This is a genomic window from Sphingomonas sp. BRN-1R (assembly GCF_057748035.1).
This window is the reverse complement of record NZ_CM173236.1, coordinates 2,148,142-2,163,766: the sequence shown is the minus strand read 5'-3', so window position 1 is coordinate 2,163,766 and position 15,625 is coordinate 2,148,142. Positions and strand designations below refer to the sequence as shown.

Sequence of the window (15,625 nt, the reverse complement as noted above, 5' to 3'; positions counted from 1 at the left end):
CTCCCCGCTCCCGTCAGAAGTTCATCCGCACGCCGGCGTAGAAGCGGCGCCCGATCTGGTCATAGACATAGCCGGTGCCGGGCAGGCCGCTCCACAGCGCGGGCGGGCGCGTGTCGGTCAGGTTCTTCACGCCGACGAACATCTGGTACACGCTGTTCACTTTGAAGCGGACCTGCGCGTTGGTGTAGATATAGGGCGGGATGCGGAAGTAATCCTTGTCGACCGGCGTGCCGTCGGCGAGCAGATATTGCGCGCGGAACGGCTGGTCGAAGAAGTACGGCGACTGATACTGACCGGTCAGCGTCAGGCCGAAATGGTTGTCGTCGTAGCTGACGCTCACCGTGGCGGGATCGGATGCGGTGCCGAGTTCGCCCTTCAAATTCCGCCGCGTCGCGGTCGCGGTCGCCCGGCTGTAGCTGCGCAGCAAGTGGCTGTAGCTGACCGAGAAGCTGAGGCTGCCCGGAAGACCAAGCGCACGCAGGCTCGTCAGGTACGACAGCGTGAAGTCGAGGCCCTCCACCAGCCGCTCGCTATCGTTGTTGGTGAGCTGGCTCGAATAGAATTCGATCGATCCGGTGCTGTACACGCCGGTATCGGAGGTGCGGCGCTGGATCAGCCCGCAAAAATATTGCTGGTCCTGATTGTAACAGAGATCGGCGGCAGTGGAGATGTTCTGACCGCCGATGCCGTTGTCGATCAGCAGCTTGTAGTAATCGCCCGCGATGGTGAGATTGCGCAGCGCATGGATAGAGACGGGGTTGATGACCGCGCCTAACGTATAGGTGCTGGCGCTTTGCTCGCGCAGGTTGGGATTTGGCGCGGTGAACGTCGTGACGCCCGCCTGATCCTGGTTGTTGAGCGTGAACACGCCGTTATGCGCGTTGATGTTGGCGACGATGGTCGGGTCGCGGCGGCAGATCTCACTCGCGCGACCGCTGCTGGTGAGGGTGATGCCCTTGCAGGGATCGGTCACGCTGTCGATCGTGGTCGTGGCAGGGCGGTACAGTTCGCTGATGTTGGGCGCGCGCGTGGCATGCGCATAGGTGCCGCGGAAGCGAATGTCGCGGATCGGCGCCCATTCGACCGCGCCGTTGTAGGCGAAGAACGTCCTGCTGAGCGACGAGTAATCCGACGCACGCACTGCGCCGCGCACCGTCAGGTTGTCGAAGAAGCGGACCTTCGAAAGGATCGGCAACTGCAACTCGGCATAGGCTTCCTTGACGGTGAAGCTGCCCCCGGTATCGACCTGCTGCGCGTATCCGTTGCGCCCGGCATTGGCGAGCGGATCGAACGACTCCCGGCTTGCTTCGCGCCGATATTCCGCACCCACCGCGAGCTGGACCGAGCCGCCCGGCAAAGGAAACAGCGGCCCCGACAGGTTGACGCCGGCATTCTCAAGCGTCTGTCGCGCGCTGCGCACCACATTCGCGCTGGTATAGGCGGTCGCCGCCGGGCTAAGAGTGTTGGCGCCGTAGATGTTGGCGGGAACGCAGCCGGCAGCGCGCGCCTGCACATTGGCGCAGATCGCCTCGGTGCGATTGCCGTTGTTGTTCACGTCGAACAGGTCGGGCACCACGTCGAGCGCGAAGGCCATGTTGTATTCGTTGACCACCCCGTGCGTGATCTGCGACGCGGTCGTCACGCCATACGAATAGAAGCCGTCATACTTCCACGGGCTGTCGCCGATCGTGCCTTCGGCGCCGATGGTGAACTGGAACTGGTCGCGGTCCGCTTCGGAGCGGACCGGGCCGTATTCGTTCATGCGCCGGCTGACGCTGATGTCCTTCAGCCCGTCGCCGGTAGTGTCGGTGGCGGCGTTGAAGATCACGTCGGGGACGAGCGGATTGCGTACCTTGGTCGTCACCCCGGCGGGCGAGGTGACGAACGATTCGATGTTGTAGAAGCCCTTGGTGCCCGGGAACGTGCCGAGCCCGCCCGACGTCGTCAGTCCAAGCGGGTTGAGGTAGGCGGTCGTCTTGGTGCGGCCGTAGGTGCCCTGCACGAACACGTTCATATGGTCGAGCACCTGATAGTTCAGGCGCGACGCGAACGTATAGCGATCGAGCGGGGAGGCGAGGGCGCCGAACGGCGCGCCGTTGTAGATGTCGGTCGCGGTGTTGAGCAGGCGGCCGGTGCCGTCCGCGTTGACCGTATAATTCTTGCCGCCCGCCGTGAACAGGCCGGAAGGCGTCACGTTGCCATAGATGCCGACGCCCACGAACAGGTTCTGCGCAGCGGCGACGTTGGCGTCGCTGCGCGTCGCGGTGCGCTGCACGGTGCCGAGGCTGGTGTAGCCCGCCGCCGTATAGTCGCGGTTCGCCGCCGATACGGCCTCCTGCTTCGACCATCCCGCATAGACGAGGATGTTGCCCTTGTTGTCGGCGAAGTTGCGGCCGAAGGTGATGTCGGCCTGATATTCGGCATCGTCGCCGCGTTCGGACAGGCCGGCCTGCGCGTTCGCCTGAATACCGTCGTAATGTTTCTTGTAGATGAAGTTGACGACGCCGGCGATCGCGTCCGAACCATAGACCGCCGACGCGCCGCCGGTCAGCACCTCGACCCGGTCGACGAACCCGGTCGGGATGAAGCCGACGTCGACCGCGCTCGATCCCGGCGCGCCCGGCACCGCGCGCCGCCCGTCGATCAGCACCAGCGTCAGATTGGGCCCCGCGTTGCGCAGGCCGATCGTGGAGAGGCCGGTGCCGGTGCGGCTGCCGTTCGAAGTGGTGCGGCTGTTGCCGGGGTTGCCGAACGCCGGGTTGAGCTGGATCGCATCCTGGATGTTGATGAACGCCTCGCGCTTGATCGCCTGCTGGTCGATCACCTGAAGCGGGCTGGGCGAGACGAGGCTGGGGTTCGCGAGGCGGCTGCCGGTGACGATCACGTCCTGCGCGGCGGCGGTGCCGGCCGGGCTGCTGACCGGCGGCGACTGTCGATCGAGCGTGGCCGGCGGCGTCGCGTCGCTTTGTTGTGGCGCGGGGGCTGGCGCGCCCTGCGCGTGAGCGGCCGCAGCCTGGCTCATCGCGATCGCGAGGCCGGCCGTGGTCATCAGATATGTGGGGCACTTTCGCATGCTCTCTCCTCCCGGTACTGACGCTGGAACGCCTTGTGCCTCACCGGTAAACTTGTAATAGAATGTTGTCAAACGGCAGTCGCTGCATGCGGGAGAGTTGCTGCACCGATCGCTGTTTCGCAAGAGCAATATCCTGCGTATTTCAGTGCTTTAAGGTATGGTTGAGTTCGCGGTGTCTTAGCGGCGGCGTTCTTCTCATGATGGCTGCACCGTCTCTCTTGCGCAGATTGCGAGTCATCCGCTGAGTGAACAATCTGGAATATTTGTAAGGTCTTGCTTGACTAAGATGCGATGGTGGGCGACCGTTCGGAGCGGGAGGACAGGGACATGGCGCACAGCATTTCGTCGGCGACTCGCGTCTGGCTGATCGCGCTTGTCATGCTGGCCTTCGCAGCGCTCGCGCGCCCAGCATCCGCAGGGCCGCTACGCGTGTCTCCGCATGCGCCGGGCGCGTATCGCACCGTGCAGGCCGCGGTGGACGCGCTGCCCGCGCGCGGCGGCACGATCCTGATCGCGCCCGGCCGCTATCGTGGGCAGGTGCGGATCGGCAAGCCGCACGTTCGGCTGATCGGTCAGGGCGCGCGGCCCGAGGATGTCACCGTCGTCGCGGGGGAAAGCGCCGCCACCAGCGGATCGATCTACGCCTCCGCGACGCTTCACGCGGCGGGCGACGATTTTCAGGCGCAAAACCTCACCATCGCGAACGATTGGGGCAGCATCGCCAAACAGGGCGCGTCGCAGGCGGTCGCGCTGGCAATCTCGGGCGACCGCGCGGTGGCAGAACGGGTGCGCATCCTCGGCCGGCAGGATACGCTCTACCTCGCCCACCCGCCCGGACAGGTCACGCGGCAGATGTTTCGCGACTGCTATGTCGAGGGCCATGTCGATTTCATCTTCGGCAACGGTCAGAGCTATTTCGATGGCTGCACGATCCACGGCGTCGACCACAGCACCGTGATGTTCACCGCGCAGAGCCGCAACGTCCCCGCCGAGCGCGACGGCTTCGTGTTCACGCATTGCACCTTCACAGCGGGGACGGCGCCGGGCGGCGTGTATCTCGGCCGGCCGTGGCGGCCTTATGCGCGCGTCGTGCTGATCGACAGCCGCGTCGACACGCCGCTCGCGGCCGGCGGGTGGCGCGAGTGGAAGCCCGGGCTGACGCATGATGGCACCACCGCCACCTATGCCGAGTATCGCACGCAGTTCACGCACGGCGCGCCGACGGCCTCGCGCTTGCGGACACTGAGTGAAGCGGAGGCGGGCAAATACACGCTCGACAGCTTCTTCGCCGGGGATACCGGCTGGACACGATTGGGAGATGCCTCGTGATGACGATCGACCGCCGCGCGCTGCTGCTGGGCGCGGCCGCCGGAACCGCGCTGACCGCGGCTCGCGCTGCGCCTCCGGCCGACGACTGGGCACCTGCCGAGCGCATCCTCGCGCGCATCCGGCCGCCACGTTTTCCGGCGCGCGTGTTCGACATCCGGCGCTACGGCGCGGATGCGGCGAGTCAGTCGCGCACCACCGCTGCGATCCGTGCTGCGATCGCGGCGTGCATCGCGGCCGGCGGCGGGCGTGTGCTGGTGCCGACGGGGGTCTGGCCGACCGCCGCGATCCGGCTCGGCAGTCGGGTCGAACTGCATCTCGAAGCGGGTGCGACCCTGCGCTTTTCCACCGACCCTTCGGACTATCTGCCGATGGTGCTGACCCGCTTCGAGGGCGTCGAGTGCATGAACTACGCGCCACTGATCTACGCGCTCGACGCGGAGGATGTCGCGATCACCGGCGCGGGCACGCTCGACGGGCAGGCGAGCCAGGCGAACTGGTGGGGCTGGGCGAAGAACGCGACGCCCGAGGTCGCCGCCGGCCACCGCGCCGCGCAACAGCGGCTGACCGCCCTCGCCACCGCCGGTGCGCCCGTTGCGGAGCGGTGGATGGGGCCGGGCGCGTATCTGCGGCCGAGCTTCGTCCAACCTTATCGCTGCCGCAACGTGCTGATCGAGGGCGTGACGGTGGTCAACTCGCCGATGTGGCTGCTGCATCCGGTGCTGTGCCGGAACGTCACCGTGCGCGGGGTGACGCTCAACTCGCTCGGCCCCAACAGCGACGGTTGCGATCCCGAGTCGTGCCGCGACGTGCTGATCGAACGCTGCGACTTCACCACCGGCGACGATTGCATCGCGATCAAGAGCGGGCGGGATTACGACGGCCGCCGCATCAACGTGCCGAGCGAGGACATCATCGTGCGCAACTGCCGGATGCGCGACGGGCATGGCGGCGTGTCGCTGGGCAGCGAAGCCTCGGGCGGCATCCGCAACATCTATGTGCGCGATTGCCGGATGGGCGGATCGAACCTGCTGCGCGCGCTGCGGCTCAAGAGCAATGCGCAACGCGGCGGCTATATCGAGAACGTGCTGTTCCGCGACGTCGATGTCGACAGCGTGGGCGAAGGCGTGCTGGAGATCAGCCTGCGCTACGGTAACGACGAGGGCGGCGCGTTCCCGCCGCGCCGGATGGGCGGGGTGACGATGCGTAACGTGCGCAGCGCGGGCAGCCTCTACGCGCTTGACGTGCAGGGGACGAGTGCGCTGCGGGTCGATGCGATCCGCATCGTCGACTGCCGCTTCGACGGCGTGCGCCATGGCAATCGCCTCGCCGATGCCGACGTGACGGCCGAGCGCGTGACAATCAACGGCCGGCCGTGGCAGCCGGGGGATGCGGCGTGATCCGGCTGATCGGCGCTTTGTGCCTGCTGTTGTGCTGGCCGGCGCTGGCCGAGGCGAAAACCGTGACCGTCTCGCCGCACGGGAGCCTGCGCACAATCGGCGCGGCGATCGAGGCGCTGCCCGCGTTCGGCGGAGAGATCCGCATCGCGCCGGGCACCTACCGCGAGAAACTCTGGATCACCAAGCCCAACGTCCGGCTGGTCGGCACCGGCAAGCGGCCCGACGATGTGGTGCTGGTCTATGGTGACAGTTCGATCAACGTCGGCAACACCTACCAGACGCCGAGCACCTATGTCGCCGCCGACGGCTTCCGCGCCGAGAACGTCACCTTCGCGAACGACTGGGCGCGCGACCCCGCGCACAAGAGCGCGCAGGCGGTGGCGCTCGCGGTGTCGGGGGATCGCGCGGTGTTCCGCCGCGTGCGCGTGCTCGGCACGCAGGATACGCTCTACCTCGTCCACCCGCAGAACCAGCAGACGCGCGTCGTGTTCGAAGATTGCTATGTCGAGGGACATGTGGATTTCGTGTTCGGCAACGCCAAAGCGTATTTCCAAGGCTGCGAGTTGCATGGCCTCGCCCGCAACAACGTCTTCTACACAGCGCAGAGCCGCGCCCGCCCCGACGACGACAGCGCCTTCGTGTTCGACCATTGCCGGTTGACGGCGGACCCGGCCGCGCGCGGCATCTATTTTGGCCGGGCATGGCGGCCCTATGCGCAAGTGGTGTGGCTCGACACGCAGATCGACGCCCCGCTTGACCCCGCCGGCTGGCGCGAATGGTATCCCGATCGCTCGAAGACGTTGCTTACCGCCGCCTTCACCGAATATCGCTCGCGCGGACCCGGCGCGTCGGACGCGACGCGCGAACCGCACGCGCGCATCCTGAGCGATGCCGAGGCGGCGCAGTGGTCTCTCGCCGCCTTCTTCAAGGGCGACACGGGCTGGATCGACTAAGCATATCGACATTCAAGACTGCGGGTTCGACCTCCGTCCACCCGACCGTCACCCCGGACTTGTTCCGGGGTCCACCTCTCGGCATCCGACAAGGATAGAGGCTCAACCACTGCGCGTGCGGCTGAGTGGCCCCCTGAACAAGTCCGGGGTGACGTGGGAAGCCGCATTGTCGATCCCTTTTAAACCCGCACCAGCCGGATCGCCATCCACGGCCGGCCCGGCATGGCGATGGTCGGGCGGTCGGGAGCGTGGTGGGTATATTTGTCGCGCTGCGCCATCTTGAACAGGCCGTCCACCGGCGTGATCGTCATGTTCCAGGTGTCGATCAGCTCGGCGCGGTAGCTGTTGTGCGGATCGTCGTCGCGGCCGGGCAGCACCACCGGCCATTCGGACGGCGCGGCCTCGCCGAAATAGCGGAGGTAATATTCGAACGGCTTGCCGCCGAGGTGATATTCGTACCACGTCTCGATCGGCTCGATGCCCGGCGCGGGCGCGCTGTCGAGGATCGTGCGCAGGAAGGCGAGGCGCGGCCAGCTCGTGCCGACCAGCTTGCCGCCTTGCCCGAGCCACGATCCGTCTGTCTTGCCGGGCGATGAATAGGTCTCGCTATGCCCGACATAGGTGCCCGCGATCGTGCCCCACCAGAACCGCTCGACCAGTTCCTCGCCCTTCAACTGACCCCAGCGGCGTTCCGAATTGCCCTCGTACAGCACCTCGTCGAAGATCACCGCCTTCTGCGCGAAGTTGCGGTGCGGCTGGGCGCGCGCATCGTCGAGCACCGCGCTGCCGTTCTGGATGCTGGCGTGGGTGATCCACGGTTTGCGATGATCGTAATAGATGTTGATCTGGTGGATCGAGCGCAGCCGGTCGTGCGGATCGGCGGCTTGCAACACCTGGAAATTGTGGTCCCAGTCGGCCATCGTCTTGGTCTTCACGCCATCATATTCGTTGGCCATCGACCACCAGACGTTCCGATACGCGCCAAACCGCGCGGCGACGTAGCGGATGTAGCGCTCGTCGTCGGCGCGCTTCATGTCGGAGAAGCCGCGCACCTTGGCATAGGGGTGGAACAGGATCACGTCCGCCTGGATGCCGAGGTCGAGCAGCCGTTTGATCCAGCCTTCGTAGCGGCGGAAGTACGCCGGGTCGGGGCGGGTCGGATCCCAGTCCGTCGGGCCAGTGCCGGTGGCGACGAACGGATCGCCCGCCGCAGAGGGCACGTTGGGGAAGATGAGCATGCGGATCTTGTTGAACGGTGCGGCCTTGAGCGTCGCCAGCGTCTGCTCGCAGCGCTCAGGCGTTTGCAGCGCCCAGGAATAGGCGGTGGTGCCGACCTGCCGATAGGGCGTCCCGTCCGCATAGGTGAAGTGATAGCCGTCGGCGCTGACGCGCACCGGGCCGTGGTTGCCGAGGGAGGGCAGGGTGCAGCGGCACGAGCCGCGCTTGCCGTCTAGCGGTTCGACATTGCTCGCCGTCTCCCACCGCCAGATGCCGAGCACGGCGGGACTGAAGCGGATGCGGTAGGTGCCGTCGCCGTCGTAGAAGCCGGGCACGGTCACGCTGGCGTCGTCATTGGTGAAAGTCGCGGCGAGGCGGATATCGTCGATCGGGTTGCCCTGATCGGGACCGGCGAAGCTCAGTTCGAGCACGCCCCAGCGCTCGACCGGGGTGATACCGCCGTCCCGTGCCCGGGCGGCGGTCGCGCCCGCTGCCGCACCGGCTGCTACGACACCTTGCAGAATGTGACGACGCGAAGGGATCATAAGGGGTCTCCTAAGTAGCTGCCCGGGCGCTGCGGCAGCGCGCCCTATCACCGATTATCAACCTAACAGAAGTTGACAGACTTGTAATGGTGTCGTACCACCTTGTCACGCGGTCATCATGCGATTGGCGTGATCGGTAGCGGCAGCACGTCGCGCTCCGGCAGCGTCCGGCGTGCTGAGTACCCTCCTCCCCCTCCGGCGCGGGCACGTGGCCCGCGCCATTTTTTTATCGGTGGGGACGGCGCCTCGCCCAGCTTTCCTCGATGTGCGCGCGCATCGCCTGCGCCGCCGCATCGCCGTCGCCCGCAACGATCGCCGCGCAGACGGCGCGGTGCGCGGCATGCGTTTCCCGGACATGCGCCACGTCGGGCGTGCCGCTATAGCCGTGCGAGCGCAGCGCCTCGTTCTGGAGTCCGTCGATCACCGCCTTGCTCAGCCGGTCGCCCGACATGCGCATGATGAGATCGTGCAGCACGACGTCCTCACGCCCGTATTCCGCCGGCGTTCCGGCAAGCGCATCGAGCTTGGCGAGCTGTGCGGCAAGCGCGGCGAGCGCCTCCGGCGTACGACGCGCGGCGGCCTTGGCGGCCATGGCGCTTTCCAGCAGCGCGCGGATTTCACAGAGATTGTCGAGGAAGGCGAGGCCATCGGCGCGCTCGAACAGGTTGGCGAGCACCAAAGGATCGAGCATGTCCCACGCATCCGCCTCGCGCACGATCGTGCCGCGCCCCTGTTGGGAGACGACCAGCCCCTTCTGCGCAACCGCGACGGTCGCTTCACGGATGACGGTGCGGCTGACCTGATAGGTCCGGCCAAGCGCCGCCTCCGGCGGGAGCGCGCTGCCGGCCGGATAGGCTTCGGTCACGATCGCGCGCACCAGATCCTCCACCACCGCCTCGGCGAAACGCGGGCGGCGGCCGATGCGCGGGAAGTCTTCGAGCAGGGGCGGCGTCATGGCGTCGCCCGGCGTAGCCGTGTTCTCGGGAAGCTGCAAAGCGCGCGTCCTATCGGGCCAGCGTGGTGGTCGTGCCGAGCGCGATGCCGCTGCAATCCTTCGCCCGCACCGTCTCCGCACGCGACGCGGGCGAGGCGATGCCGTCGAGGATCGCGCCGGCCACGTTGGTCAGCGAAATGGCGGGTCGCGCGTCGGGCGTGTCGGTGCGGAACGCCACGTCGCGCAAGGTCACGCGGCGGGCGTTGCGCGCGTAAAAGCCGAAGGCGGGCAGGGTGCCCAGATACTTGACCTCGAGGCTGGTCTCGCGGCGATATTCGGGCACGCGCGCGGCATCTTCGGCAGTGCCGCCACCGCGCGAGGTGATCTCGATGCCGGAGAAGCTGATGTCCTCGCTCGGCGCCTCCGCCAGCCCCTCGATCCCGCACGGGTAGCGCGGGTCGACGCCCGAGGCGACGATATTGTCAAACCGCACCCGCCGCACCGCGCCCACGCCGGTGCCGGCGGGCGCGCGCAACCGCGCGCCGTGGTGGACGAACAGCGGATGGTTGACCGGATCGCGCAAGATGATGCCGGAGATCGATACATCCTCCAGCGTGCCGCCATCGACGATGCCGACGAGGATGCCACGGCTGGTCGTACAGATACAGTCGGCGATGCGGATGTTGCGGTAGCCGCCGTTGGTTTCGGTGCCGAGCTTGATGCGGCCGAACGGGCCGGAGCCGTAATCGGTCGGGCGATAGGTGCCGTCGAGCACCGATCCGGTCAGGAAGCCGCTCGTGCGGCAGTTGGCGACCTCGATGTCCTCGCACAGCACCGCGCGGCCGAGCGCATAGCTGCTCTTGAGCACGATCGCATCGTCCTTGGGCGAATTGACCGTGCAGTTGAGCACGCGCACGTCGCGGCAGCAGTCGATGTCGATGCCGTCGCGATCGGTGTCGATCATCAGGCCGTCGATCCGCATTGAGCTGCACCCATGCGCCATCAGCGCGAAATGGCCGCCGAGCAGGATCGTCACGTCCGCGACATGCACGTTGCGGCACCGCACCAGCCCGATCGCCTTGTTGGCGCGCCCGACCTCGCGCGCCTCCTCGGGATCGCGCAACGCAAGCTCGCGCGGGGTGATGCCGAGCGCGGCGGCGGACTGGAAGTTGGGCCGTGCGTGCCAGCGCTCGCCGGTGCCGGCGCGATCGAGCCCGAGGCCGTGGATCATGCCCGGCCCGACGATACCGATGTTGCTCGCGCCATCGGCGTAGATCAGGCTGTTGTGGACGTGGGTGATGCCGAAATCCTGGAACTGCTCCTCCAGATAGTTTTCGGGCGCGTCGTAGTGCGCGCCGTCCGCATCCGGGTTGGCGGCGATCAAGGTTGCGCCGGCGGTGAGCATCAACGTGATATTGTCGACCAGCCGGATCGAGAAGCACAGATATTTGCCCGGTGGCACGACCACGGTGCCGCCGCCCCGCTTCGCCGCCGCGGCGATCGCGCGATTGATCGCGCCGCTGTCGATCGTCTTGCCGTCGCCTTTCGCGCCATAGTGGCGCACGTCCTCGAACACGCCGGCAAGGACGGCGGCATCGGCGGCATGCGGCAGGGCCAGCGTGGCCATCGCGGCGGTGGCGCCGAGCAGTTGCCGTCGGTCGATCGGCGTGGCGGTGTCCATCAGGTGTCGGCTCCTTGAGGTTCGGCGGCACTCGTCCAGCGGATAGCGGTGATGCCGCCGCCGACGCCGTGGCGCCCCGGCTTGCGGCTGTCGACGAGCAGGCGGAAGCGGTCGGTGTCGACCGGATGGAAACGGATGCGGTTGAGCCCGGCGGCGGGGACGGCGGGTGTCGCCTCCGCCTCGGCGACCGGCTGCCAGCCATGGCCGTCCCAATACACCACCGCCGCGCGCAGCGGCGGCTTGTGGCGCACCTCGTCCTCGTAGCAATCCCAGGCGATCGCGCCGATCCGCACCGGTGCGGGCAGCGTCACCTGCAACCAGTCGGTGGCGAGGCCCGAGCCGTAATAGTCCCACAAGGCATCGGCATCGCTGTCGCTACCGATCACCGCGACGGGCGATTGGGCTTTCCAGAACGAGGCCGTCACGGTGGGCTTGGTCACGCGACCGGGGCCGATCGCGTCCTCGATCGCGGGCGCGACCCCATGCGCTGCCGCTTCGGTCAGCGGCGCGGTCAGCCGCCCCAGCGTCGCCCGCCGCGCGGCAACGCGTCCATCGACCAGCACCGTCAGCCCCGCGCCATGCCCGTGGCGTGCGCCGGTGCGATCCCACACGATCGCCACGTCGTGCCCGCGATACCGCACGCCGCGCAGTGCGAAATGGTCCCACGCGCCCGCCGGCAGCATAGGGTCGATCTCGATCGTCGCATCGTCGCGCGGGCGCAGCCCGCACAGCCCGGTGATGATCAGGTCGGCGTAGGTCGAGTGGTTGTAGCCACGCGTCTCGCTCGTCCAGCGACCGGTGAGCGGTTGCAGGCTCTCGCCGATCCACGGCTCGCGGTGGCCGCCCACCATGCGATATTGGCTGCGCGTATAGGTGCCGAGCAGATCGAGCCAGGTCGTGCGGTCGACTGGCGCGGGGTCGCCGCGCGCGATCAGGTTGGCGAGCGCGACGAGCGTCTGGCTGGTCGCATAGGGCCAGGACGATCCGTTCCAGCGCGAATCATCGTCGGTCAGTTCGAAGCCTGCGTTGCGCCGCTCCAGCGTGGTCGGCCCGAACGGCGCGCGAAACCCCTGCGGATCGGCGAGCTGGCCCCACGCGGAGGCGAAGCGCGCGTCGGGCAGATCGAAGTACCAGGGCAGATAGCCGACCAGCTCGCGCGTCCTCGACAGCGCGCCGGTATCGTGGCGGATCGTGTCGAAGAAACCGGTCGCCGGGTTCCACAGCCGCGTCTCGACCAGTGTCTTCAGCGCGGCCGCGCGCGCATCATAGGCATCGGCGAGCGTCGTCATGCCGAACCCGCGCGCGAACGCGGCGATGGCGCGGGCGTCGCCATATTGATAGCTGTTGAGCGTCGGACGCAGGCCCTGTGGCCCGCTCGCCGCCTCCTCCATGCCGTCGTTGACCGCCATTTGCGTGTAGAGGCCCGATGGCGTGCGGAACACATCCTCCCACGCGTGGTAATTGTGGACGAGCGGTTGGAGCATCGCCGCCGCGAACGCCCCGTCCGGGTGGACGCGGTGCAGCCCGAGCGCGGCGGTGGCGATCCAGCAACTGAAGCCGCGTAGCGGCGCATTCGGGTTGGTCAGCCAGAAGCGGAGGTAATCGCGCATCGGCTGCGGGTCGCGCAGCCAGCGCCCTTCAAGGATGTGGTGCGCGGCGGCATCGACGATCGTGTTGTGCCGCCCCGCCCAGGGCACATGATACGGGAACTCCCACACCACCCAGCCATCTTGCGACCGTTTCAGGCTACGGCGGAAGCTGCGCCAGCGAAAGTAATAGATCTCGCGAATGCCTCCGTCGGGGCAGTCGAAGAACGGCACGTTCGCCCTGATCCACGCGCTCTCGTCGGCATCGCCGAGCAGGTGCGCGAGTCCATCCCAGTCGCTGCGCGCTGTCGCCGCCACGGCCGGGAGGATCGCGCTCGCACCCAGCGCCTTCAGCACAGCGCGGCGGGCATAGCCGGTGTCGCTCATGCCGCCTTCGCGATCGCGCCGGCCAGATTGGCGAGGATCGCGTACAGCGACCACAAGCCGATCGCGGCGATGACGAGCAGGATCGCGGTCTGCCACCAGCGATTGACGTGCCCGTCGAGCATGAAGCGCCGGCTCGACGTCAGCACCAGGATGCCGAGCAGGATCGGCGGCAGCGTGATCGCGGTGATGACGCTGGTGCCGAACACGCTGATCCGTACCAGATCGGGCGCACCGGGCAAGGTGATGACCAGCGGCACGACGATGAAGCAGGCGATCATGACGCGGTTGAACCACGGATCGTCGGCGAGTTTGGCGTAACCCGCGCCGCGCCGCGTGCCGAGGTGCAGCCCGTCGAACATCATCCGCGCGAAGCCGTGCGCCTGCGCGGGGAAGCTGGTGAACGCCTTCAGCCCGAAGGCGAGCCACAGCAATGTCGGCCCGACCGGCCCGACCGCCATGCGCATCATCCGCGCCAGCCCCGCTTCGTTCGACACGGTCACGCCGGTGCCGCGGATCGTCTCGGCCGCGACGATCCAGATCAGCAGGTTGATGAGGAGCAGCGGCACCATGCCCGATGCGAGATCGAACTTTTGCACCGCGCGGTGCTGCGGCCCGTCCCAGCCGCGCTCCGCCATGAAATACGGGTAGAGCAGGTTGGCGGCCGATCCGCCGATCGTGCCGATCGTCGCGACCGCGATGAACAGCGCGTCGAACGGCCCGTTGTTGTGCGGCACCGCGAAGGTGAGGCCCTTCACCAGCGCCGGCCAGTCGACATGGCCGATCCGCACCAGGGCATAGACGAACGAACCGAGGATCACGACCGAGGCGACGCGCGCGCTCCATTCGAGGAAGCGGAAGGCGTTGCCGCGTGTCAGCGCGAGCGCGGTGGCGATCACCACCGGCACGCCCCAGAAGAAATGCCCCCATTCGCCGCCGCGCCGCCCGGCGAGTTCAAACAGCCCGACCGTGCCCGCGCGCAGGAAGGCGGACTGGACGATTATGCCATACACCAGCATCGTCACCGCGAAGAACAGCGGAAAGCCGCGCCACACGCGTGCATAGCCGGCCATCAGCGAACGGTCGCCGAATCGGTTCTGGAGCTTGTACTTGGCAATGGCGGAGATCATGCAATAGCGCGCGCCGAGCGCCACGATCAGCGTCCACATCAGCGCATAGCCGTAGTTCGCGCCGGAAATGCTCGAACTGATGAGATCGCCCGTGCCGAGGAAGGTCATGGCGAGGACGAGGCCGGGGCCGAGCCCGGCGACGCGTCCGCGCAGCGCGATCGGCAGGCCCTGCGGCAGATCGGCGGCTACGGGTTCCTGCGCGGCATCGGTGAGCCCGCTCATGCCGCGACCTGCCGCGCGGCGGCGTGTGCTTCGCGCACGATTGCGGCAAGCGTGTCGGGCGCGCCGAAGCCGCCTGACTTGGTCGCGAGCGTGAGGCCCGCCCGCCCCGCGATCGCTGCTACCGGCACGCCGGGCGCGCACTCGTGCGAGGGCAGCAGCACGTCGGCGTCGAGCGCGCGCAGAACCGCGGCGGCGGTATCGCCGCCCACCGCCAGGATCGTGCGCGCACCGACCGCTTTCACCTGCGCGGCCACGCGGGCGGCGAGCCGCGCCGCGACAGAGGCGGGCGGCTCGCCGGTGTCATCCGCCTCGGCGCGGACCAGCACGACCGGCCCGGTGAGCAATCCCCCGGCGCTTAGCGCATCGATCTGTACGGCGGTAATCGGATCGCGCGATCCGATCGCCAACACGATCGGCAGCGCGAGGGATGGGGCCTGTTGCGCCCGTTCGGCGCCGAACTGCGCGGCAATGGCGGCGGCGAGCCCGCGTGCGCCCACCATCAGCACGTCGGCGCCTTGCGCGATCAGTCCGCGCGCGACCGTCTCCAGTTCGTCGGCGGTGGCGACGTCGTGGATTTCGACAGGCGCAAGGCCTGCGAACCGCGCGGCGATATCGATGGGGCTATCGACCCCGCGACCCTGTACGTGCCCGGCTCGAACGATCCGTGCCTGATCGGGGATGGCCGGACACAGCGCCGCCCGCGTGCGACCGGACGCCGCCATCAGCGCGGCGGTCTCGACGGCGACGTGCCCTTTCAGGCGGCTGTCGACCTTCTTCATGACGATGTGCGGGGTATGCTCCGCCAGCGCCGCCCAGCTTTCGACGACGCGCGCGGCTGCGTCGGCAGCAGGGAGGTCGCGGCTCTGCGTGTCCACCACCAGCACGTCGGGATCGTCCGTTGCGGCGGCAGCCACTCCGGCGCTGCCGATCGCAACGCGCACGCTCAGCCCCCGCGCGACGAAGGGCGTGGCGCTGTCGAGCGCGCCCGTCAGATCGTCGGCGAGCAGCACGATCCTTGTCGCCAAACCCCGTTCCTCTCCTGAATGCGGCGCTTGCCGGCGTTGCACGCTTCACAACATGTAAGTCATAATATGTCAAATTAAACGTGATTGCGTCGATCTTCCCCGACCGGCGCGGCGCGAAAGCCGGATGATTGGGAGTTTTGGCGTGACA

At 67.7% G+C, this 15,625-nt stretch carries 10 protein-coding genes; 3 read left to right on the top strand and 7 right to left on the bottom strand.

The window, feature by feature from the left end; genetic code table 11:
• Positions 1 to 13 precede the first annotated feature (13 nt).
• Positions 14 to 3,073 carry a TonB-dependent receptor domain-containing protein gene (locus tag AC3ANX_RS09985; RefSeq protein ID WP_488336842.1) on the bottom strand — a complete coding sequence of 1,020 codons (3,060 nt, stop codon included), beginning with the start codon at positions 3,071 to 3,073 and terminating at the stop codon, positions 14 to 16.
• A gap of 327 nt (positions 3,074 to 3,400) precedes the next feature.
• Between AC3ANX_RS09985 and AC3ANX_RS09980 the strand changes: the two genes are divergently transcribed.
• The 3 genes from AC3ANX_RS09980 to AC3ANX_RS09970 are packed head-to-tail and all read left to right on the top strand — an operon-like array spanning position 3,401 to position 6,752.
• The gene (locus AC3ANX_RS09980; RefSeq protein ID WP_488336841.1) at positions 3,401 to 4,402 is read left to right on the top strand and encodes a pectinesterase family protein; all 1,002 of its coding nucleotides are present in this window, start codon (positions 3,401 to 3,403) and stop codon (positions 4,400 to 4,402) included.
• Positions 4,402 to 5,799, top strand: a complete 1,398-nt coding sequence (locus tag AC3ANX_RS09975) for a glycoside hydrolase family 28 protein (RefSeq protein ID WP_488336923.1) — start codon at positions 4,402 to 4,404, stop codon at positions 5,797 to 5,799. Before AC3ANX_RS09980 ends, AC3ANX_RS09975 begins: the two co-directional genes overlap by 1 nt.
• On the top strand, positions 5,796 to 6,752 hold the full coding sequence (locus AC3ANX_RS09970) for a pectinesterase family protein (protein ID WP_488336840.1): 957 nt from the start codon (positions 5,796 to 5,798) through the stop codon (positions 6,750 to 6,752). The genes AC3ANX_RS09975 and AC3ANX_RS09970 overlap by 4 nt, the downstream gene beginning before the upstream one ends.
• Before the next feature lie 179 nt (positions 6,753 to 6,931).
• Here the strand turns inward: AC3ANX_RS09970 and AC3ANX_RS09965 are convergent, their stop codons facing one another.
• From AC3ANX_RS09965 to AC3ANX_RS09940, 6 genes are all read right to left on the bottom strand, one after another.
• Positions 6,932 to 8,515 carry a DUF5060 domain-containing protein gene (locus AC3ANX_RS09965; protein ID WP_488336839.1) on the bottom strand — a complete coding sequence of 528 codons (1,584 nt, stop codon included), beginning with the start codon at positions 8,513 to 8,515 and terminating at the stop codon, positions 6,932 to 6,934.
• Between the two features lie 226 nt (positions 8,516 to 8,741).
• Positions 8,742 to 9,470, bottom strand: coding sequence for a FadR/GntR family transcriptional regulator (locus AC3ANX_RS09960; protein ID WP_488336838.1), 729 nt, complete (start codon positions 9,468 to 9,470; stop codon positions 8,742 to 8,744).
• A 49-nt stretch (positions 9,471 to 9,519) separates the two neighbouring features.
• On the bottom strand, positions 9,520 to 11,130 hold the full coding sequence (locus tag AC3ANX_RS09955) for a rhamnogalacturonidase (RefSeq protein WP_488336837.1): 1,611 nt from the start codon (positions 11,128 to 11,130) through the stop codon (positions 9,520 to 9,522).
• Positions 11,130 to 13,103, bottom strand: coding sequence for an MGH1-like glycoside hydrolase domain-containing protein (locus AC3ANX_RS09950; protein ID WP_488336836.1), 1,974 nt, complete (start codon positions 13,101 to 13,103; stop codon positions 11,130 to 11,132). Before AC3ANX_RS09950 ends, AC3ANX_RS09955 begins: the two co-directional genes overlap by 1 nt.
• Positions 13,100 to 14,452, bottom strand: a complete 1,353-nt coding sequence (locus AC3ANX_RS09945; protein WP_488336835.1) for an Nramp family divalent metal transporter — start codon at positions 14,450 to 14,452, stop codon at positions 13,100 to 13,102. Before AC3ANX_RS09945 ends, AC3ANX_RS09950 begins: the two co-directional genes overlap by 4 nt.
• Positions 14,449 to 15,477 carry a four-carbon acid sugar kinase family protein gene (locus tag AC3ANX_RS09940; protein ID WP_488336834.1) on the bottom strand — a complete coding sequence of 343 codons (1,029 nt, stop codon included), beginning with the start codon at positions 15,475 to 15,477 and terminating at the stop codon, positions 14,449 to 14,451. Before AC3ANX_RS09940 ends, AC3ANX_RS09945 begins: the two co-directional genes overlap by 4 nt.
• Positions 15,478 to 15,625 lie beyond the last annotated feature (148 nt).